This is a genomic window from Marivibrio sp., from assembly GCF_040218065.1.
Lineage (GTDB): Bacteria > Pseudomonadota > Alphaproteobacteria > UBA8366 > Aestuariispiraceae > Marivibrio.
This window is the reverse complement of sequence record NZ_JAVJQE010000007.1, coordinates 40,942-60,341: the sequence shown is the minus strand read 5'-3', so window position 1 is coordinate 60,341 and position 19,400 is coordinate 40,942. Positions and strand designations below refer to the sequence as shown.

18 protein-coding genes are annotated in these 19,400 nt (G+C 68.1%); 11 read left to right on the top strand and 7 right to left on the bottom strand.

Going from position 1 to position 19,400, the window contains the following annotated elements; genetic code table 11:
• Positions 1-172: 172 nt before the first annotated feature.
• Positions 173-667 (bottom strand): dihydroneopterin aldolase, encoded by a 495-nt coding sequence (folB, locus tag RIB45_RS05430; protein ID WP_350049215.1) that lies wholly within the window; start codon positions 665-667, stop codon positions 173-175.
• A 185-nt stretch (positions 668-852) separates the two neighbouring features.
• Here folB and folP point away from each other — a divergent pair, with 185 nt between their 5' ends.
• Both folP and folK read left to right on the top strand, forming a co-directional pair.
• A complete protein-coding gene (gene folP / locus RIB45_RS05425; RefSeq protein ID WP_350049214.1) occupies positions 853-1,731 on the top strand; it encodes a dihydropteroate synthase in 879 nt (292 codons plus the stop codon).
• Positions 1,732-1,735: 4 nt separating this feature from the next.
• Positions 1,736-2,242: a 2-amino-4-hydroxy-6-hydroxymethyldihydropteridine diphosphokinase gene (folK, locus tag RIB45_RS05420; protein WP_350049213.1), complete on the top strand. Its 507-nt coding sequence runs from the start codon at positions 1,736-1,738 to the stop codon at positions 2,240-2,242.
• A gap of 10 nt (positions 2,243-2,252) precedes the next feature.
• On the opposite strand, the gene RIB45_RS05415 is transcribed toward folK, so the two are convergent.
• Positions 2,253-2,690 (bottom strand): CBS domain-containing protein, encoded by a 438-nt coding sequence (locus tag RIB45_RS05415; RefSeq protein ID WP_350049212.1) that lies wholly within the window; start codon positions 2,688-2,690, stop codon positions 2,253-2,255.
• Positions 2,691-2,996: 306 nt separating this feature from the next.
• Between RIB45_RS05415 and RIB45_RS05410 the strand changes: the two genes are divergently transcribed.
• Both RIB45_RS05410 and serA read left to right on the top strand, forming a co-directional pair.
• Positions 2,997-4,166 (top strand): phosphoserine transaminase, encoded by a 1,170-nt coding sequence (locus tag RIB45_RS05410; RefSeq protein WP_350049211.1) that lies wholly within the window; start codon positions 2,997-2,999, stop codon positions 4,164-4,166.
• A 42-nt stretch (positions 4,167-4,208) separates the two neighbouring features.
• Positions 4,209-5,801, top strand: coding sequence for a phosphoglycerate dehydrogenase (gene serA, locus RIB45_RS05405; RefSeq protein WP_350049210.1), 1,593 nt, complete (start codon positions 4,209-4,211; stop codon positions 5,799-5,801).
• A 13-nt stretch (positions 5,802-5,814) separates the two neighbouring features.
• Here serA and RIB45_RS05400 read toward each other — a convergent pair whose 3' ends face one another.
• Both RIB45_RS05400 and RIB45_RS05395 read right to left on the bottom strand, forming a co-directional pair.
• Positions 5,815-6,345: a hypothetical protein gene (locus tag RIB45_RS05400; protein WP_350049209.1), complete on the bottom strand. Its 531-nt coding sequence runs from the start codon at positions 6,343-6,345 to the stop codon at positions 5,815-5,817.
• 88 nt (positions 6,346-6,433) lie between these two features.
• Positions 6,434-7,183, bottom strand: coding sequence for a 3-deoxy-manno-octulosonate cytidylyltransferase (locus RIB45_RS05395; protein WP_350049208.1), 750 nt, complete (start codon positions 7,181-7,183; stop codon positions 6,434-6,436).
• Positions 7,184-7,449: 266 nt separating this feature from the next.
• Between RIB45_RS05395 and RIB45_RS05390 the strand changes: the two genes are divergently transcribed.
• The 6 genes from RIB45_RS05390 to RIB45_RS05365 all read left to right on the top strand — a co-directional run bounded on the left by RIB45_RS05390 (position 7,450) and on the right by RIB45_RS05365 (position 14,838).
• Positions 7,450-8,007 carry a c-type cytochrome gene (locus tag RIB45_RS05390; protein WP_350049207.1) on the top strand — a complete coding sequence of 186 codons (558 nt, stop codon included), beginning with the start codon at positions 7,450-7,452 and terminating at the stop codon, positions 8,005-8,007.
• A 94-nt stretch (positions 8,008-8,101) separates the two neighbouring features.
• Positions 8,102-8,938: a histidinol-phosphatase gene (gene hisN, locus RIB45_RS05385; protein WP_350049206.1), complete on the top strand. Its 837-nt coding sequence runs from the start codon at positions 8,102-8,104 to the stop codon at positions 8,936-8,938.
• Positions 8,939-9,060: 122 nt separating this feature from the next.
• Positions 9,061-10,911, top strand: coding sequence for an extracellular solute-binding protein (locus RIB45_RS05380; RefSeq protein ID WP_350049205.1), 1,851 nt, complete (start codon positions 9,061-9,063; stop codon positions 10,909-10,911).
• Positions 10,912-10,976: 65 nt separating this feature from the next.
• Complete coding sequence (locus RIB45_RS05375; protein WP_350049204.1) at positions 10,977-12,086, top strand: microcin C ABC transporter permease YejB; 1,110 nt, start codon at positions 10,977-10,979, stop codon at positions 12,084-12,086.
• Positions 12,087-12,089: 3 nt separating this feature from the next.
• Positions 12,090-13,178 carry an ABC transporter permease gene (locus RIB45_RS05370; RefSeq protein WP_350049203.1) on the top strand — a complete coding sequence of 363 codons (1,089 nt, stop codon included), beginning with the start codon at positions 12,090-12,092 and terminating at the stop codon, positions 13,176-13,178.
• A gap of 10 nt (positions 13,179-13,188) precedes the next feature.
• Positions 13,189-14,838 (top strand): ABC transporter ATP-binding protein, encoded by a 1,650-nt coding sequence (locus RIB45_RS05365; protein ID WP_350049202.1) that lies wholly within the window; start codon positions 13,189-13,191, stop codon positions 14,836-14,838.
• Positions 14,839-15,105: 267 nt separating this feature from the next.
• Here RIB45_RS05365 and cobT read toward each other — a convergent pair whose 3' ends face one another.
• The 3 genes from cobT to RIB45_RS05350 all read right to left on the bottom strand — a co-directional run bounded on the left by cobT (position 15,106) and on the right by RIB45_RS05350 (position 18,827).
• Positions 15,106-17,010, bottom strand: coding sequence for a cobaltochelatase subunit CobT (cobT, locus tag RIB45_RS05360; RefSeq protein ID WP_350049201.1), 1,905 nt, complete (start codon positions 17,008-17,010; stop codon positions 15,106-15,108).
• A 30-nt stretch (positions 17,011-17,040) separates the two neighbouring features.
• Complete coding sequence (gene cobS, locus RIB45_RS05355) at positions 17,041-18,057, bottom strand: cobaltochelatase subunit CobS (protein WP_350049200.1); 1,017 nt, start codon at positions 18,055-18,057, stop codon at positions 17,041-17,043.
• Positions 18,058-18,191: 134 nt separating this feature from the next.
• A complete protein-coding gene (locus RIB45_RS05350; RefSeq protein WP_350049199.1) occupies positions 18,192-18,827 on the bottom strand; it encodes a J domain-containing protein in 636 nt (211 codons plus the stop codon).
• Between the two features lie 207 nt (positions 18,828-19,034).
• Between RIB45_RS05350 and RIB45_RS05345 the strand changes: the two genes are divergently transcribed.
• Positions 19,035-19,307, top strand: coding sequence for a BolA family protein (locus RIB45_RS05345; protein ID WP_350049198.1), 273 nt, complete (start codon positions 19,035-19,037; stop codon positions 19,305-19,307).
• Positions 19,308-19,400: the final 93 nt, after the last annotated feature.

The window sequence follows — 19,400 nt, the reverse complement described above, 5'->3', positions numbered from 1 at the left end:
TCCGAACGCGACCGGGGGTGAAGCGGAATCGGGCGGGCGGCGTCGGGCGTCTTTGACTCGCCATATTTGAACAAGACGCGCACGAAACGGGTGCGACGCACAGGGTCGATCGACCCAGCCGGCGCGGCCGGCGGGCGTCTTTTCACCAAGTGATTCGCGATCGGGTCGCCGCTCAGCGCGAGGGCGGGCGGCTGCGCTCGACCTCGACGCCGACCGAGCCCGCGTTCTTGAGCGCTTCCGGCTTCTCGACGCGCACCCGGGCGCGTTCTATGCGCGGGTCTTCCAGGCAGATGCCGGCGATGCGATGGGCCAGCGTTTCGACCAGGCGGACATGCCCCTCCGCGGCCATGGCGCGGATGCGCTCGGCGATCCGGGCGTAGCAGGGGACGGCCGTGTAGTCGTCCGCCTCCCAATCCTCTAGGTCGCTCGCATCGAGCTCCAGGTTGATGCGGATCGGCTGCACGGTTTCATGCTCGTGATCGAACACGCCGATCGACCAGGCGATGTCGAGGTCGCGCACCAGGATGCGGTAGACCGGCGCCGGCGCGCTCTGCGCGTGCTGCTCCTCGCCGGTGCGGCGGAAGGGTTCCCGTCGCAGGCTCTGGGACTCGCTCTCCAGCGCCGCGCCGGCGGTGATGGGCGCGGTGCTGTCGGACACGATGCGCATGGGCGGCAATCCTCACGTCTGACGCGCCGCGACATGCGGCGCGCGGTCTCTTTGCAAACGGGAGCGCCTCGTGTAACCCCAAGCGCCGTCCCGCACGACCGGGCGAACAGTAGCCAAAAGCCGATGCGCGAACAATCCCGGCGCGCCAGCCGGGGCGCGCGGCGCAGCCGAAAGGGCCGCCGGCCATGACCGATCCCGTCGCGATCCGCCGTCTGGACTTCCAGGGCGAGCCGCAGCTCATGGGTATCTTGAATGTCACGCCGGACTCTTTCTCGGGCGACGGGCTTGCGCGGGAACGCGACATCGTCGCCGCCGCAGTGGATCAGGCCGCCGGTTTTCTCACCGACGGCGCCGCCATCCTGGACCTCGGCGGGGAAAGCACCCGCCCGGGCGCGGAGCCGGTCTCCGTCCAACAGGAGATCGACCGAACCGCCCCGGCGATCGCCGCGATCCGCGCGCGGTTTCCCGACGCCGTAATCTCGATCGACAGCTTCAAGGCCGAAACAGCCGCCGCCGCGCTCGACGCCGGCGCGGACTGGATCAACGACGTCTGGGGCGGGCGCGCCGACGAGGGGATGCTCTCGCTCGCGGCCGCGCGCGGCTGTCCGATCGTGCTGATGCACAATCGCTCCAAGCCCGGCCATGCAGAGATCGACCGGCGGCTCGGCGCCAGCTACGTCGCGCCCGACTACGGCGATTTCTTGCCGGAAGTGTTGGCCGAACTGCAGGCGTTGGCCGAGGCGGCGCTGGCGGCCGGCGTCCGGCGGGAGAAGATCCTGCTCGACCCCGGCGTCGGCTTCGGCAAGACGGTGCGGCAGAACATGGTGCTGATTAACGCGCTGGATCATGTAAAGGCGCTGGGCTTCCCGGTGTTACTGGGCGCCAGCCGCAAAAGCTTCATCGGCAAGGTTTTGGACGTGCCGGCGGACGAACGGGTCGACGGAACGGCGGCGACGACCATGGTCGGCGTTCTGCGCGGGGCCGACGTGATCCGCGTCCACGACGTCCGCCGGATGAATCAGGTGATGCGCATGACCCGCGCGATCCTGACGGCGGAGGCTTGACGGGATGACGGATAAGGGGGTCGAGATCCTGCTCGCGCTGGGCAGCAATCAGGGCGATCGCCGCGCGAATCTGCGCGCCGCCATCGAGGCGCTGCCGCCGGCGATCGCCGTCGCCGCACAAAGCCGGGTCTATGAGACGGCGCCGATGTACGTCGCAGATCAGCCGGCTTTCCTGAATATGGCGCTGCGCGGGACGAGCGCCCTTACGCCCGAAAATCTGCTGGCCCGACTGAAGGCGATCGAGGCGGCGGTCGGTCGGGTGGAGACCTTTCGCAACGGCCCGCGCGCGATCGATCTCGACATCCTCTATTACGGCGATCGGATCGTCGACGCGCCGGGGCTGGAAATCCCGCATCCGCGGATCGCCGAGCGCGCCTTCGTGCTGATCCCGGCGGCGGACGTCGCGCCGGAGCGGCGCGATCCGCGAACCGGCCGGACGGTCGCTGAGATGCTGGCCGCGGCGCCGGGGCGCGAGACGGTGCGGCCGGCCTCGCCGCCGACGCTCGGCTGAGCGCGACGGGCTAGACGACCTGCCAGAGGTGGTCTTCGAACTCGAGCTCCGTTTCGAAACGGCACAGATCGCCGGGCGGAAAGTCGCGGATCGACACCACGCCGAAGCCGGCCGCGTCGGGGAGACCGGTCACCACCACATGGCCGACATCGCTGAAATGCATCAGCTGGAAGGCTTCGTAGCCCTTGTGTTTGGCGTCGAGGGCGACGACTTCGGTGGTCATGGCGTCGGAGACGGCGGTGGCGGCGGGATCGCGCCCTTGCGCGACCACGCGACGCAGCAGATCGCGTTCGGTGAAGATTCCCTTCAACGCGCCGTCCTGCATCACCAGCACGGCGCCGACGTCGTTCGCGGTCATCACCCGGACGGCGTCCGTGACGCTCGCGTCCGGGGCGACGGACACGGCCGTGCGGCCGCGCAGCATGTCTTCAAGCGGTCGGTTGGACATCGGCGTTTCTCCCGGTTCGGCGGCGGTCTGGACGACCCTCGCCCCGACAGCTCTCCCGTCCCGCCCTGGTTGGGCCGGCGTCTGGCGGCCGGCGTCTCTGCATGTCACAAAACTATAACAGGGCGGTCCGGGGAGGGAAAAGCGTTCGAACGGTCCGGCCGGGCCGAAAGCGACGGTTTTTCCCGTATCAGCGACAAAAAGGGCGTTGATTCGCCGTCGCCCGCGCCATAGCTTTCGCGCCGCGCGCGTCCCGGTTTTCCGGCCCGGCGCGTCACGCCGTCTCCAACCCGAAGGAGCGCTTCGCCCATGGCGACCGCCGCCGCCCCTGCAGACGATCGGCCCTTGAAGCGGCCGGCCAATCCGAACTTCTCCTCCGGCCCTTGCGCAAAGCGGCCCGGCTGGTCGCCGGCGGCGCTGTCGGACGCGCTGGTCGGGCGCTCGCACCGCTCCGGTCCGGGCAAGAAGAAGCTGGCGGAGTTGATCGAGCGCACGCGCGCGATCCTCGGCGTGCCGGCGGATTACCGCATCGGGATCGTCCCCGCCTCCGACACCGGCGCGGTGGAGATGGCGATGTGGTCGATGCTGGGCGCGCGCGGCGTCGACATGCTGGCCTGGGAGAGCTTTGGCGCGGGCTGGGTGACCGACGCGGTCAAGCAGCTGAAGCTCGACGACTGTCGGCTGATCGAGGCGGACTACGGTCTGCTGCCGGATCTCTCCACCGTCGATCCGGACCGCGACTGCGTCTTCACCTGGAACGGCACCACCAGCGGCGTGCGCGTGCCCGACGGCGACTGGATCGCCGACGACCGGGAGGGTCTGACGATTTGCGACGCCACGTCGGCCGCTTTCGCCATGCCGCTGCCGTGGGACAAATTGGACGTCGTCACCTGGTCCTGGCAGAAGGTCCTGGGCGGGGAGGGCGCGCACGGGATGCTCGTCCTGTCGCCCCGGGCCGTCGAGCGGCTGGAGAGCTATTCGCCCGACCGCCCGCTGCCCAAGATCTTCCGCATGACCAAGGGCGGCAAGCTGAACGAGGGGATCTGGAAGGGCGAGACGATCAACACCCCCTCCATGCTGGCGGTCGAGGATTGCCTGGACGCGCTGAAATGGGCGGAGACCGTCGGCGGGCTGGATGGAATGATCGCGCGCTCGGAAGGCAATCTGAATGCGATTGAGGCGTGGGTGCACCGCGCCGACTGGATCGAGTTCCTGCCGAGCGATCCGGCGACCCGCTCCTCGACCTCGATTTGCCTGAAGCTGTCGGACGCCTGTCCGCTGGAGGGCGAGGCGCGCGAAACCGCGCCCAAGCGCATCGCCAAGCTGTTGGAGGACGAGGCGGTCGCCTTCGACGTCAACGGCTATCGCGACGCGCCGCCGGGCCTGCGAATCTGGGGCGGCGCGACGGTGGAGCGCAGCGATATCGAGGCGCTGACCCCTTGGCTCGATTGGGCCTACGCCCGCGTCGCGGGCGCGTGATCCCGACAGACCCCGACACACCACGCGAGGATTGACCGAACCATGGCCGCCGACGCGCCGAAAGTGCTGATCTCCGACAAGTTGAGCCCCCGCGCGCTGGAGGTCTTCGAGCGCCGCGGAGTCGAGGTCGACTTCGAGCCCGGCCTGCCCGCCGAAGAGCTCGTCGCGCGGATCAAGGACTATGACGGCCTCGCCGTGCGCTCCGCCAGCAAGGTGACCGCCGACGTGCTGAAGTCCGGCGAAGGGCGCCTGCAGGTGGTCGGGCGCGCCGGCATCGGCGTCGACAATATCGACCTGGAGGCCGCGACCGAGGCGGGCGTGGTGGTGATGAACACGCCGTTCGGCAATTCCATCACGACGGCCGAACATGCGATCGCCATGATGATGGCCTGCGCGCGCCAGATCCCCGCCGCCGACGCCTCCACCCAGGCCGGCAAGTGGGAGAAATCCCGCTTCATGGGGGCGGAGCTCTACGGCAAGACCCTGGGGTTGATCGGCGTCGGCAATATCGGCTCCATCGTCGCCGACCGCGCGCAGGGTCTGAAGATGAAGGTCGCCGCCTACGACCCGTTCCTGTCGGACGAACGCGCCAAGGCGATGGGGGTGGAGAAGGTCGCGTTCGACGCGCTGCTGGCCAAAGCCGATTTCATCACCATCCACACGCCGCTCACCGAGTCCACCCGCAATCTGTTGGACGCGGATGCCCTCGCCCGGTGCAAGGACGGCGTGCGCATCGTCAATTGCGCGCGCGGCGGGATCGTCGACGAGCAGGCGCTGGCCGACGCGCTGGAAAGCGGCAAGGTCGCCGGCGCCGCCTTCGACGTCTTCGTCGACGAGCCGGCGCGCGAGAACGTGCTGTTCGGCAAGCCCAACATGGTCTGCACGCCCCATCTGGGCGCGGCGACCGAGGAGGCGCAGGAAAACGTCGCCGTTCAGGTGGCCGAGCAGATGGCGGACTATCTGCTGACCGGCGCCGTGACCAACGCGCTCAACATGCCCTCGATTACGGCGGAGGACGCGCCGCGCCTGAAGCCCTACATGAAGCTCGCCTGCCAGCTCGGCTCCTTCGCGGGTCAGGTGACGGAGACCGGGCTCAAATCCGTGACCGTGGAGTTCGAGGGCGCGGTCGCGAAGCTCAACGTCAAGCCGCTGGTCCAGGCCGCGCTGGCGGAGCTGATGAAGCCCTTCTCGGACGCGGTCAACATGGTGAACGCCCCGGTCTTCGCGAAGGACCGCGGGATCGACGTCTCTGAGACGGTCCATGAACGCCCCGGCGACTACAACACGCTGATCCGCATCACGGTGGAGACCGAACGCTTCACCCGCTCGATCGCCGGCACGCTGTTCGGCGGCGGCCTGCCGCGCATCGTCTCGATCAAGGACATCGCGATCGAGGCGGAGCTGACCGCCCACATGCTCTACATCACCAACAAGGACGAGCCGGGGCTGATCGGCGGCCTTGGCACGCTCCTGGGCGACGCCGGCGTCAACATCGCCACCTTCCATCTGGGCCGCGCGGCCCAAGGCGGCGACGCCATCGCGCTGATCGCCACCGACGGGGAGGTCGAGCCTTCGGTGCTGGAGAAGATCCGCGCCCTGCCGCAGGTCATCCAGGCGAAGCCGTTGGCGTTTTGAGGCGGCGGACGATCTACCCCCGCGAGCGATTGCGCAGCGGGGCCACGACGATGTCGATTTCGGCGCCCGACTGGTTCGGCATGATGCGCACGGTCGCGAAGCGCTCGTCCCGGACGTAGGTGATCGAGGTGCGCTTGGAGCGCACGATCGCCGTCTCCGTCCAGCCGTAGTCGGGCATCTGGCGGCGCATGAACTCCACCACCTGGACCAGCGAATAGTTGCTGGTGGTCATCACCACCTGACCGGTCCAGGTCTCGTCGTCGCCGATGATGACGGTGTCGCCCAGCAGCACTTCCGCGCCCGGCGGCACGGGCAGCGAGGGCAGGCTCATCATATCGGGCGGCATCTCGGCCTGCGGGGCTTGGCCGCCGACGCCGCCTTGGGAGGCGATCGGCGTGCCGCCCTGCGCGGCCGCCCGGTCCTGCCCGCCGCCGCCGAATCCGGCGCCGGGCGCGCAGGCGCCGAGCGCCAACGCGGCCGCCAAGGAGGCGCCGACGACCAGGCGACGCGTCGCGGCTGTCGATTTCAAACGGCGCTGGCTCACGCGGACCATCCCCACCGGTTCGCAGACGTCACATGACCTGTAAATAGGCTGCGATTCGCACGCGGGGGACAACCCTCAATCGTGCGGCTCAAACATGTCCGAGAAGCGCCCGCGCGCGGGCGAGATCCTCCGGCGCGTCGACGCCCAGCGGCGCCGCGTCGACGGCGGCGACGTCAATGCGCATCCCGGCTTCAAGCGCGCGCAACTGCTCCAGCTTCTCGCGCGCCTCCAGAACGCCGTGCGGCAACGCCACGAAACGCTCCAGCGCCGCGCGTCGGTAGGCGTAGAGGCCGATGTGGTGCCACAGCGGCCCCTCGCCCCAAGGCGCGGTCGCGCGTGTGAAGGCGAGCGCCCGGGCGATCCGCCGGTCCGCGGTCAGCGGCGCGACGGCCTTCACCACATTGGGATTGTCTCGCTCCTCCGCGCGTATGATCTCGGCCGCGATGGTGGCGATGTCGACCCCCTCATCCGCCTCCAACGGCGCGAGCGCGGCCCTAATCAACGCCGGATCCAGCGTCGGAAGATCCCCCTGGACGTTGACCACCGTATCGAACCGGCGATCGGGATCGCAGCGCTCCAGCGCGGCGTGGATGCGGTCGGAGCCGGACGGCAGATCCGGGTCGGTCAACACCGCCTCCCCGCCGGCGGCGCGCACGGCCTCTGCGGTCTCCCGTTCGGCCGCGGCGACCACCACGGGGCCGACGTCGGCCTCCATCGCGCGCTTCCAGACATGGACGATCATCGGCAGGCCGGCGATGTCGGCCAGCACTTTGTTCGGCAGTCGCGTGGACGACAATCGGGCGGGTATCAGGACGATAGGGGACAGCGAATGAGCCATGGGCCGCCAGTCTTCGATGCGCGCAAGCCGGCCCTCGCGGCCGCCCCCTGCGACCAAAAGCCCCTTCCGAGAGGCCTTGCGCAGCGGGCGCGGGCGGCATTGATTAACGGACGCGGGCAGGATATACCGCGAACCCGCGCGGACAACCGAATTGTCGCGCCGAAGCGATCGACGCCGGCGCCGCGCCGGGTCGGTCGCAGGGGGATCATCAGACATCGACGCCGGCCGATGCGGGCGTCACGGGCAGACAGGTAGGGAACGGGTCGATGGCGAAGGACGCGCTTTTCTGGAACAAGATCGCCGGCGCCGTGCTGACGGCGGGTCTCGGCGTCATGGTGGTCGGCGAAATCGGCGGCATGCTCTACACCGTCGATCAGCCGGAAGAGCAGATTTTCACCATCGCCACCGGCGAGACGCAGACCGCGTCCAGCGCCGACGCCGCGCCGGAGGAGCCCGCAGGCCCCGAGCCGATCCTCCCGCTGCTGGCGTCCGCCGACCCCTCGGCGGGCGAGAAGGTCGCGCGCAAGTGCGCGGGCTGCCACAGCTTCGAGCAGGGCGGGGCCAACAAGGTCGGGCCGAATCTGTGGAACACTCTCAACATGCAGATCGCGGCGCACGAGGGCTTCAGCTATTCCTCCGCGCTCTCCGACAAGGAGGGGCAGTGGGACTACGAGAAGATGAACGCGTTCCTCTACGCCCCCAAGGAGTGGGCGCCGGGCACCAAGATGTCTTACAACGGCCTCAAGGACACCGAGGACCGGGCTGATCTGATCGCCTATATGCGCACCATGACGGACAGCCCTCCGCCGCTGCCGGAGGAGTGAGGGCGAACCGCCCGACACGGGTTTTGACGGGCGAAGCCGGCCGACGCCGCTTCGCCCGTTTCGTTTCGAGGCTCAGCGAAAGACACCGACGCTCATGACCGACGCCCCCGACTCACCGGACGCGGCCGCCGCCGCCGACTTCACGACGCTGGAGCCGGCCCCCCAGGATTGGATCGATCTGGCCTGTCGGCTGGCCGACATCGCCCGGCCGATCGCCAGGCGTCATTTCCGCCAGCCGCTGGAGATCATCGCCAAGGCCGACGAAAGCCCGGTGACGATCGCCGACCGCGCGATCGAGGCGGCGATGCGCGAGGAGATCGAGGCGGTCTTCCCCGATCACGGGATCTACGGCGAAGAGTACGGCCAAGTCCGGACCGACGCGGAGGTCGTCTGGGTCCTCGACCCGATTGACGGCACGCAGTCCTTCATCTCGGGCGTCCCGCTTTTCGGCACGCTGATCGCGGCTTGTCGGAACGGGCGTCCCGTCGTCGGGGTGATCGATCAGCCGATCCTGGAGGAGCGCTGGCTGGGCGCCGCCGGACGCACGACCACCTTTCAGAATGAGCCGGTCGCGACCAGCGGCTGCGAGGATCCGGCGGAAGCGACGCTGTTTTCAACCCATCCGGACATGTTCGCCGCGCGCGGGCTGGAGGCGCCGTTCGCCCAGCTTGCCGGGTCGGTCAGGCGCACGCGCTATGGGATCGACTGCTACGCCTACGGTCTGGTGGCGGCGGGCTGGGCCGAGCTGGTGGTGGAGACCAATCTGCAGCCTTACGATTTCTGCGCGATCGCACCGGTGATCGAGGGGGCGGGCGGAGCCGTCAGCGACTGGACCGGCGCGCCTCTGTCCATCGCGTCCGACGGCTCGGTGGTCGCGGCGGCGACGCCGGCTCTCAACGTCGCGGCCCGGGGGCTGCTGACTCACGGCTGAGCCGGCGGGCGGCTCTTGAGTCTGCGCCGTCCAGCGCCCATCTTGTTCGCACGCTTTCTGGAACGCCGCCCGCGGAAAGCCGAAGAGGCGGCCCGAACGGGATTGTCAGGATGGGAGTCGCGATGACGCCGCGCCGCGCCGCCTTCTGGGCCGCCTGCTTGACTGTGGGGGCCTTCGCCGCCGCAAGCTTCGGGGCGCCCGCCCTCGCTCAAGACGCCGTTCCCGGCGAAAAAAGCCACGGCTTCGCCATCCACGGCGATCTGAAGTACGGGTCCGACTTCACCCATTTTGATTACGTGAATCCGAACGCGCCGAAGGGCGGGACGGTGACGCAGCTGGCGATCGGCACCTTCGACAGCCTCAACCCCTTCATCATCAAAGGGACGCCGGCGTCGGGCTCCGGCTCGATCTACGACACCTTGATGAAGAGCGCGCGCGACGAGCCGAGCAGCGAGTACGGCCTGCTGGCCGAATGGCTCGCCGTCTCGGAAGACGGGCGCACCATCACCTTCGGTCTGCGCGAAGAGGCGCGCTTCCACGACGGCGAGCCGGTCCGCGCCGACGACGTGGTTTGGAGCTTCGAGACGTTGAAGGAGAAGGGGCGGCCCTTCTACCGCTACTATTACGGCTCGGTCGAGGAGGTCGAGGCGCTCGACCCGCTGACGGTGCAGTTCCGGCTCGCTCCCGGCCTCAACCAGGAAATGCCGCTGATCCTCGGCCAGGTGCCGGCGCTGCCGAAGCATTACTGGGCCGAGCGCGACTTTTCGGCGACGACCTTGGAGCCGCCGGTCGGCTCCGGCCCCTACCGCATCGCCCGGGTCGACGCCGGCAAGGCGATCACGCTGGAGCGCGTCGAGGCCTATTGGGGCGCGGATCTGCCGGTCAATCGCGGGCTCGACAATTTCGAGCGCCTGGACATCCAGTATTTCCGCGATCCGATCGTGGCCCTGGAGGCGCTAAAAGCCGGTAATATCGACATCCGGGCGGAGAATTCAGCGCGCCTGTGGGCGACGGCCTACGATGTGCCGGCGGTCGAGCGCGGCGATCTCATCACGCGCGAATTCGAGCATGAGCGCGTCTCGCCCATGCAGGGCTACATCTTCAATTTGCGCCGGCCTTTGTTCCAGGATCCGTCGGTTCGAGAGGCGTTGACCTATCTTTGGGACTTCGAGTGGGTCAATAAGAACCTGATGTACGACGCCTATGTGCGCACCGACAGCTACTTCGACAATTCGGAGTTGGAGGCGACCGGGACGCCCGGACCTATGGAGATGGCGGTGCTGGAGCCGCTGCGCGACCAACTGCCCGAGCGGGTTTTCACCCAGGATTACGAGCCGCCGTCGACCGACGGCTCCGGAAACAATCGCGACCAGTTGCGCGCCGCGCTCGGCCTGCTGCAGGAGGCCGGTTGGGAGATCCGCGACCGCGAACTGGTCCACGCGCAGACCGGCGCGCCGTTCGAGTTCGAGGTGCTGCTGAACTCCGAGCTCTTCGTCGGCCACACTCAGGCGCTGGAGCGTGCGGTGGAACGGCTCGGCGGGCAGGTGGAGATCCGCGTCGTGGACGACGCGCAATATCAGAACCGCATGGATTCCTTCGATTTCGACGTCACCGTCGAGGTCTGGGGCCAATCCCACAGTCCCGGCAACGAACAACGGGAGTTCTGGGGCTCCGAAGCGGCGGAGCGGCCCGGCAGCCGCAACACCATCGGCGTTCAGGATCCTGCGATCGATCGGTTGATCGAGCAGCTGATCGCCTCTCCCGACCGGGAGACGCTGGTGGCGCGCACGCGCGCGCTCGACCGGGCGCTGCTGTGGGGGCACTATTTGATCCCGATGTACCATATCGAGGTCGATCGGCTGGCTTATTGGGATCGGTTCGGCATGCCGGAGGTGATCCCGATGAACGGCGTCACCACCGACGCCTGGTGGGTCGATCCGGAGAAGGACGCGGCCCTGCAGAAGGGCGGGTGAGCGCCGCCGATCCCCTGGATCGCGCGCGCATAGGCTGAAGGCGAGGCGGGAGGCGACAGCCCAACATGTTGGCCTATGTGGTGCGGCGTCTGCTCCTGATCGTCCCGACGCTGCTGGCGATCCTCACCATCAACTTCATCATCATCCAGGCCGCGCCCGGCGGGCCGATCGACCGTCTGATCGCCGATCTGAAGGGCGAGGCGGCGGGCGCGCTCAGCCGCGTCTCCGGCCAGGCCTCCGACTTCGGGGGCGGGGCGGAAAGCGGGGCCGGCGAGCGCTCGTCGGGCTCCGGCGACACGCGGGCGAGCCAAGGTCTCGACCCGGAGTTCATCGCCGAACTGGAGCGCGAGTTCGGCTTCGATCAGCCGCTGCATATCCGCTATTTCAGCATGCTGGGCGACTATCTCAGCTTCGATTTCGGGGAGAGCTATTTCCAGGACCGCAGCGTGATCGAGCTGGTGGTCGACAAGATGCCGGTCTCCATCTCGCTCGGCCTGTGGACGACCTTGCTGACCTATCTGATCTCGATTCCGCTCGGCATCCGCAAGGCGGTGCGCGACGGCGAGCCGTTCGACGTCTGGACCTCGGGCGTGCTGATCGTCGGCTACGCCATCCCGAACTTTCTGTTCGCCGTGCTGTTGATCGTGGTCTTCGCCGGCGGCAGCTATCTCGACTGGTTTCCGTTGCGCGGGCTCGTCTCGGACGATTGGGAGAGCTTGAGCTGGCCGATGAAGATCGTCGACTATTTCTGGCATCTGGCGCTGCCGTTGCTGGCCATGGCCGTCAGCATGTTCACCGCGCTCACCATGCTGACCAAGAACAGCTTCCTGGAGGAGATCAACAAGCAGTACGTCGTCACGGCCCGCGCCAAGGGGCTGGAGGAGGGGCGCGTGCTCTACGGCCACGTCTTTCGCAACGCGATGCTGATCGTGATCGCCGGCTTTCCCAGCGCCTTCATCCGCATCCTGTTCACCGGCGCGCTGCTGATCGAGGTCATCTTCTCCCTCGACGGTCTCGGCTTGCTCGGCTTCGAGGCGGCGCTCAACCGGGATTATCCGGTGATGTTCGGGACGCTCTACATCTTCACGCTGATCGGTCTGCTGCTCAATCTCGTGAGCGACATCACCTACACGCTGGTCGACCCGCGCATCGATTTCGAACGGCGGGAGGGCTGATTGATGCTGAACCCCGCGCCCAAGATCGCCGCCCCGCCGAAACGCCATCAGCACCGGTTCCTCGGCCTCGCGATCACGCCGCTGACCGCCAAGCGGATCGAGCGCTTCAAGAAGAATAGGCGCGGCTATTGGAGCCTTTGGATCTTCGTGATCCTGTTCGTCCTGTCGCTGTTCGCGGAGTTCATCGCCAACGACAAGCCGCTGCTCGTGCACTATGACGGGGGCTGGTACTTCCCGGTCGTCGAAAGCGTGCCGGAGACCGAATACGGCGGCTTCTTCGAGACCGAGGCCGTCTACACCGATCCGGCCGTGCAGGAGCTCATCCGCGAGAAAGGCTGGATGGTTTGGCCGCTGATCCCGTACGACTACCGCAATCCGGCCTACGACCTGACCGCCCCCGCGCCCACGCCGCCTGACGCGACCCATTGGCTCGGCACCGACGACCAGGCCCGCGACGTCGTCGCGCGGACGATCTACGGCTTTCGCATCTCGGTGCTGTTCGGGCTCGCCCTGACGCTCGCCAGCTCCGCCATCGGCGTGATGATCGGGCTGATGCAAGGCTATTTCGGGGGCCTGACCGACCTGGTCGGCCAACGCGCGATCGAAGTGTGGAACGGCCTGCCGGAGCTGTTCATGCTGATCATCCTCGCCTCGATCGTGCAGCCGAATTTCTGGTGGCTCTTGGGGCTGATGCTGCTGTTCAGCTGGCCGACGCTGGTCGGGCTGGTGCGCGCAGAGACGCTGCGCGCGCGCAATTTCGACTACGTTCGGGCGGCCAAGGGCCTGGGCGTCTCCGACGCCACCATCATGCGCCGCCACGTGCTGCCCAACGCGATGGTGGCGACCGTCACCTTCCTGCCCTTCATCGCGACCGGCTCCGTCACCACGCTGACCGCGCTAGACTTCATCGGCTTCGGGTTGCCGCCGGGCTCGGCCTCGCTGGGCGAGCTGTTGAAGCAGGGCAAGGAGAATTTGCAGGCGCCGTGGCTCGGCCTCACGGGCTTCTTCGTGATCGGCGGGTTGCTGACCCTGCTGATCTTCATCGGCGAGGCGGCGCGCGACGCGTTCGACCCCCGCAAGACGATGGTGTAGGACTGAACGGATGAGCGAGGCGACAGACGATCACACCGCGCTGTTGGCGGTCGACGACCTCTCCGTCTCCTTCGCCATGGGCGGGGCGGAGCCGGTGGCGGCCGTGCGCGGCGTCTCCTTCGAGGTGAAGCGCGGGGAGACGGTGGCGCTCGTCGGCGAGAGCGGGTCGGGCAAGTCGGTGACCGCGCTGTCGATCCTGCAGCTCCTGCCCTATCCGACGGCGGCGCATGGGGCGGGCTCGTCGATCCGCTTCAAGGGCCGCGAGCTGGTCGGCGCGCCGGAGCAGACCCTGCGCAAGGTGCGCGGCGCGGAGGTCGCGATGATCTTCCAGGAGCCGATGACCAGCCTGAACCCGCTGCATACGATCGAAAAGCAGGTGGGCGAGGCGCTCCTCATCCATAAGGGCTTGAGTCGGGCGGAGGCGCGCCCGCGCATCCTCGAGCTCCTCGACCTCGTCGGCATCCGCAATCCGGAAAGCCGCCTCAACGCCTACCCGCACGAGCTCTCGGGCGGTCAGCGCCAGCGGGTGATGATCGCGATGGCGCTCGCCAACGATCCGGACTTGCTGATCGCGGACGAGCCGACGACGGCGCTCGACGTCACCATCCAGGCGCAGATCCTGAAATTGCTCAAGGATCTTCAGCAGCGCTTCGGCATGGCGATCCTTTTCATCACCCACGATCTGGGCATCGTGCGCCGCATGGCGGAGCGCACCTGCGTCATGCAGAACGGCGAGATCGTGGAGCAGGGCGAGACCAAGGCGCTGTTCGACGCGCCGAGCCACGCCTACACGCAAAAGCTTCTCGCGGCGCAACCGCAGGGGAGCAAGACCCCGCCGGACGAGGACGCCCCGATCGTCCTGCAGGGCGACGGGGTCAAGGTGTGGTTCCCGATCAAGGCCGGACTCCTGCGCCGCACGGTCGATCACGTGCGCGCGGTCGACGGCGTGTCGCTCACCGTGCGGGAGGGGCAGACGGTCGGCGTCGTCGGCGAGAGCGGCTCCGGCAAGACGACGCTGGCGATGGCCTTGTTGCGCCTGATCGGCGCCCAGGGCGGCGTCTCCTTCGACGGGCGCTCGATCGCCGGTCTCGGGGGCAAGGACTTGCGCGATCTGCGCCGCCAGATGCAGGTCGTCTTCCAGGACCCGTTCGGCAGCCTGAGCCCGCGCCTGTCGGTGGCCGAAATCGTCGGCGAGGGCCTGGTCGTCCACGGCGTCGGCGACGCGGTCGAGCGCGACCGGCTGGTGGTCGAGGCGCTCAAGGAAGTGCAGCTCGACCCCGAGGCGCGCTGGCGCTACCCGCATGAGTTCTCCGGCGGCCAGCGCCAGCGCATCGCCATCGCGCGGGCCATGGTGCTCAAGCCCCGCTTCGTCGTGCTGGACGAGCCGACCAGCGCGCTGGACATGTCGGTGCAGGCGCAGATCGTCGACCTGCTGCGCGAATTGCAGCGCCGCCACCGCCTCGCCTATCTCTTCATCAGCCACGACCTCAAGGTCGTGCGCGCCATGGCGGACGAGGTGATCGTGATGAAGGACGGCCAGGTGGTGGAGGCCGGCCCCGCCGCCGACATCTTCGACCGCCCGCAAGCCGACTACACCAAAGCCCTCATGGCCGCCGCCTTCGACCTGGAGGCCGTGGAGACAGGGGCGGTGAGCGTCTGACGGCGAGCCAGAGTCCGCCCACACCTCGTCTTTCCTAGAATCCCGGAATTAAATCTGTCGGCCCGGCCTTGAGCCGGGCCAACCGGTGACGCCGCCTCGCTGGAACTCCCGTTGTCCCGGCTCTTGCGGCCGTGACGACGGACGCGGCGCGGCGCTTACGCCAAAAACCCCCGCCCCGCAGTCGGCGGGCGCGTGAGGGGCGGCCCCAGGAATGGCCCCCTGCTTTCGCGGGGGATAGGCGTTTGGAGGGCGAGCTTAGTGGCGCCCTCACCGCCGCGCGCGCACCGGCTCCAGCTTGGGCTTTTTGCGGCGGCCGCGGGGGAGGTCGGCTTCGTTTTCGAACAGGTCGGCGAGCTGCTCCATCATTGTGCCGCCGAGCTGTTCGGCGTCGACCAGCGTGACGGCCCGGCGGTAGTAGCGGGTGACGTCGTGGCCGATGCCGATGGCGACGAGTTCGACCGGGCTCTTGCTTTCGATATACTCGATCACGTCGCGCAGGTGGCGCTCCAGATAGTTGCCCGGATTGACCGAGAGCGTGCTGTCGTCGACCGGCGCGCCGTCGGAGATCACCATCAGGATGCGGCGTTCCTCCGGCCGGCCGATCAGGCGCTGGTGCGCCCACATCAGCGCCTCGCCGTCGATGTTCTCTTTGAGGAGTCCTTCGCGCAGCATCAGGCCGAGATTCTTGCGCGCCCGGCGATAGGGCAGCTCCGCCGGCTTGTAGACGATGTGGCGCAGATCGTTGAGGCGGCCCGGATTGGCGGGCTTGCCGTCGGCGATCCAGGCCTCGCGGCTCTGCCCGCCCTTCCAGGCGCGGGTGGTGAAGCCCAGAATCTCGACCTTCACGCCGCAGCGCTCCAGCGTACGGGCCAGGATGTCGGCCGACATGGCGGCGATCGAGATCGGCCGACCGCGCATCGAGCCGGAATTGTCGATCAGGAGCGTCACCACCGTGTCGCGGAATTCGGTCTCGCTCTCCTGCTTGAAAGAGAGCGGGTGCGAGGGGTTGGTGACGACGCGGCTCAAGCGCCCGGTGTCCAAGACCCCTTCCTCCAGATCGAAATGCCAGGAGCGCTGCTGCTGCGCCATCAGGCGGCGCTGCAGCCGGTTGGCGAGGCGCCCGATGACGCCTTGCAGGTGGGAGAGCTGCTGGTCCAGCATGCTGCGCAGCCGGCCGAGCTCCTCCGCGTCGCAGAGCTCTTCGGCGGCGACGATCTCGTCATAGCCTTCGGTGAAGGCGCGGTAGAACTTCTCCTTCGGCAGGTTGGAGAGATCGTGCTCCGGGCGCCAACGCTTGCCGCTGTCGCCGGGCTCGTCCGCGCCGGGAGCCTGCATCATTTCGCCGGCGAGATCCTCGTCCATCATCTCGCCGTCGCTTTCCTCCTCGCCCTCGCCGGAGGCGCTGTCGGCGGAGCCTTCGGTCTCGCCCTCCTGCTCGTCGCCGCCCTCTTCCTCGGTCTGGCCGCGGGCCTGGTTGTCCTCGTCCTCCTGCTCTTCCTCCTGCTCGCTTTCGCCCTCGGGCTCCTGCGGCTCCTCCTCGCCGAGATCGACGTCCATTTCGCGGATCAGGTCGCGCGCGGCGTCGGCGTAGGCCTGCTGGTCGCCCATCGCCGGCTTCAGGCGCGTCAGCGCCTCGGCGATGCGGTCCTCCAGATAGGGCCGCCACAGCTCGACCACGCGGGCGGCCGATGGCGGCGGCGGCTCGCCCGACATCTTCTCGCGCGCCAGCAGGCGGACCACTTCCGGCAGGGCCGATTCCGTCCGCTCCTCGATCCGGTGGAAGCCCATCTTGCGGTAGCGCGCCTCCAGCGCGTCGGCCAGATTGGCGCGCAGACCCGACATATTGCGCCCGCCATAGGCTTCGACCCGCGCGGTCTCAAGCGCGTCGAACAGCATCGGCGCGACGTCGCCCTGGGGCTTGGCGCGACGGTGCAACGCGTCGTCGTGATGGCGCAGGCGCAGCGCCAGCGCATCGGCCTCGCCGCGGGTGCGCGAGACCTCCTCGGCCGGCAGCATCTTGGCGGGGAAAGGCAGGCGCGCGCGCTCGCCCGCCATGTGGGCGGGCTCGGAGCCGTAGGTCACCTCAAGCTCGGGCTTGCCCGAAACGGCGCGAAAGCAGGCGGCGTTCGCGCGCTTGAAGTCCTCGATCGGCGCGTCCTTGTCGGCGGCCATAGGCGAAGCGGGCTCCCGGCTTTTCGGTCCTCAGTGCACCTGCACGTCGACGCCGGTCTCCGGCAGCTCTTCGCCGAAGCAGCGCTGATAATACTCGGCGATGATCGGGCGCTCGGTCTCGTCGCACTTGTTCAGGAAGGTGACCCGAAAGGCGAAGCCGACGTCGTTGAAGATCTGCGCGTTCTCGGCCCAGGTGATGACCGTACGCGGGCTCATGACGGTGGAGATGTCGCCGCCGATGAAGCCGGTCCGCGACAGGTCGGCGCACTGCACCATGGCCGAGATCTGATCGCGCCCTTCGGCCGTGTCGAATTGCGGCATCTTCTTCAGGATGATGTCGACCTCCTGATCATGCGGCAGATAGTTCAGCGTGGTGACGATCGACCAGCGGTCCATCTGACCCTGGTTGATCTGCTGTGTGCCGTGATAGAGGCCCGAGGTGTCGCCGAGACCGACCGTGTTGGCGGTCGCGAACAGACGAAAGTTATGGTTCGGCCGGATCACGCGCGACTGGTCGAGCAGGGTCAGCTTGCCTTCCCGCTCCAGGATGCGCTGGATGACGAACATGACGTCCGGCCGACCGGCGTCGTATTCGTCAAAACACAGCGCGACCGGGTTCTGCAGCGCCCAGGGCAAGATGCCTTCGCGGAATTCGGTGACCTGCTGGCCGTCCCGCAGGACGATCGCGTCCTTGCCGACCAGATCGATGCGGCTGATGTGGCTGTCCAGATTGACCCGGATGCACGGCCAATTGAGGCGCGCGGCCACCTGCTCGACATGGGTCGATTTGCCGGTGCCGTGATAGCCCTGGATCATGACGCGCCGGTTGTAGGCGAAGCCGGCCAGGATCGCCATCGTCGTGTCGTGATCGAACACGTAGCCGTCGTCGAAGTCGGGCACATGCTCCGTCGTGGTGGAGTAGGCCGGAACCTTCATGTCGCTGTCGAGGCCGAAGGTCTGGCGCACCGAAACTTCGATGTCCGGATCGCCCAGCCCTTCGACGGGCGGCAGGTCTTCGGCGGTCTGCTTGGCGGCGGCGGTGCTCATGGGCATAAATCTCGCAGATCAACGTTGCATCGGGGCGGTGCGCCCGATCTTCAAACAAACCGCCCGCAGACCGAACGGCGCGGGCGGCGCGAATGAGGCGTCACCCCTCTAACATGGGGCGATCGCGTCGGGTCTCAACCGGGGGCCGCCGGCGCGCGCGCGCGGCGCTCGGGCGCGGCGTCCGCCAGGCTTCGGCGCAACACCGCATAGGCGCGATTGATCTCCTTCAGGCGATTTTCCGCGTCGCGACGCTCGGCCTCGCTGCGCGCGGCCCCGCCGAGATCCGGATGCAACGCCTTGGCAAGTTCCTTATAGCGGGCTTTGAGGGCGGTCAAGGTGAGCGGCCCCGCCAGGCCCAGGATGCGCATGGCCTGCGCCTCCGGCCCCTCGTTGGCGCGGCGGCGGGCGCGACGCTCGAAGTCCTCGGCGTCGTCCGCACCTTTGAAGCCGCCCTCCTCGTCGAAGAAGCCGGTGCGATCGCGCACGTCGGCGCGGGCGCGCTGCGCGCCGAAGCGCAGGCCCATCGGCCAGGTCGGCCGTCCCCAGACGGCGGCGTCCCGGGTCATGCGGTCGAGGTCGTCGACCGACATGCCGGAGCAGTAATCCCAGGCGGCGTTGTATTCGCGGGCGTGGAGCTTGCAGAACCAAAAATAGCGATCCAGCCGGTCGCGGCCCTGCGGCGCGCGATGCAGACCCGCCGCCGTGCAGTCCGGATGGTCGCACAGCCGCTCTTCGCGGGGGGTTCGGCTCGAGAAGGGGCCGCCGTCCATCGCCGATCGCTCCCGCACGCCGTGCGAGACGCGCCAACGGCCGGTCGCCCCTCGCTTGCCAGTGAAAACGCCGGGCGCCATTGTCTGCGCGGACGCGCCCGGCTCGCGCCGAAGGAGTATGGCGGTGCGGGTACGAGGCGACAACCCTATGGGGCCAACCTTATGCGCGACGGAGCCGATCCCGCGCCGATGCAGAGGAGCGAGAGCATGAGCGTGCAACAGCGCATGGAGGAGAAGCTGACCGCGGCGTTCGCGCCGTCGGCGCTGAGCGTGGTCAACGAGTCCCACCGCCACGCCGGGCACGCCGGGTCGCCCGGCACGGGCGAGTCGCATTTTCAGGTTCACATGACCGCCAAGGCGTTCGCCGGCATGAGCCGCGTCCAGCGCCAGCGCGCCGTTTACGCCGCCTTGGCGGACGAACTCGCCGGTCCGGTGCACGCCTTGTCCCTATCCCTGAAGACGCCCGACGAAGTTGGATAAGAGGCCTATCAGAGCGTAAAAGCTGTGACCATTTCATCCGGATCACGCATGCGTTGCGCGTACTAGGGGGGTTCCGCCTTGCCTCACAACCTC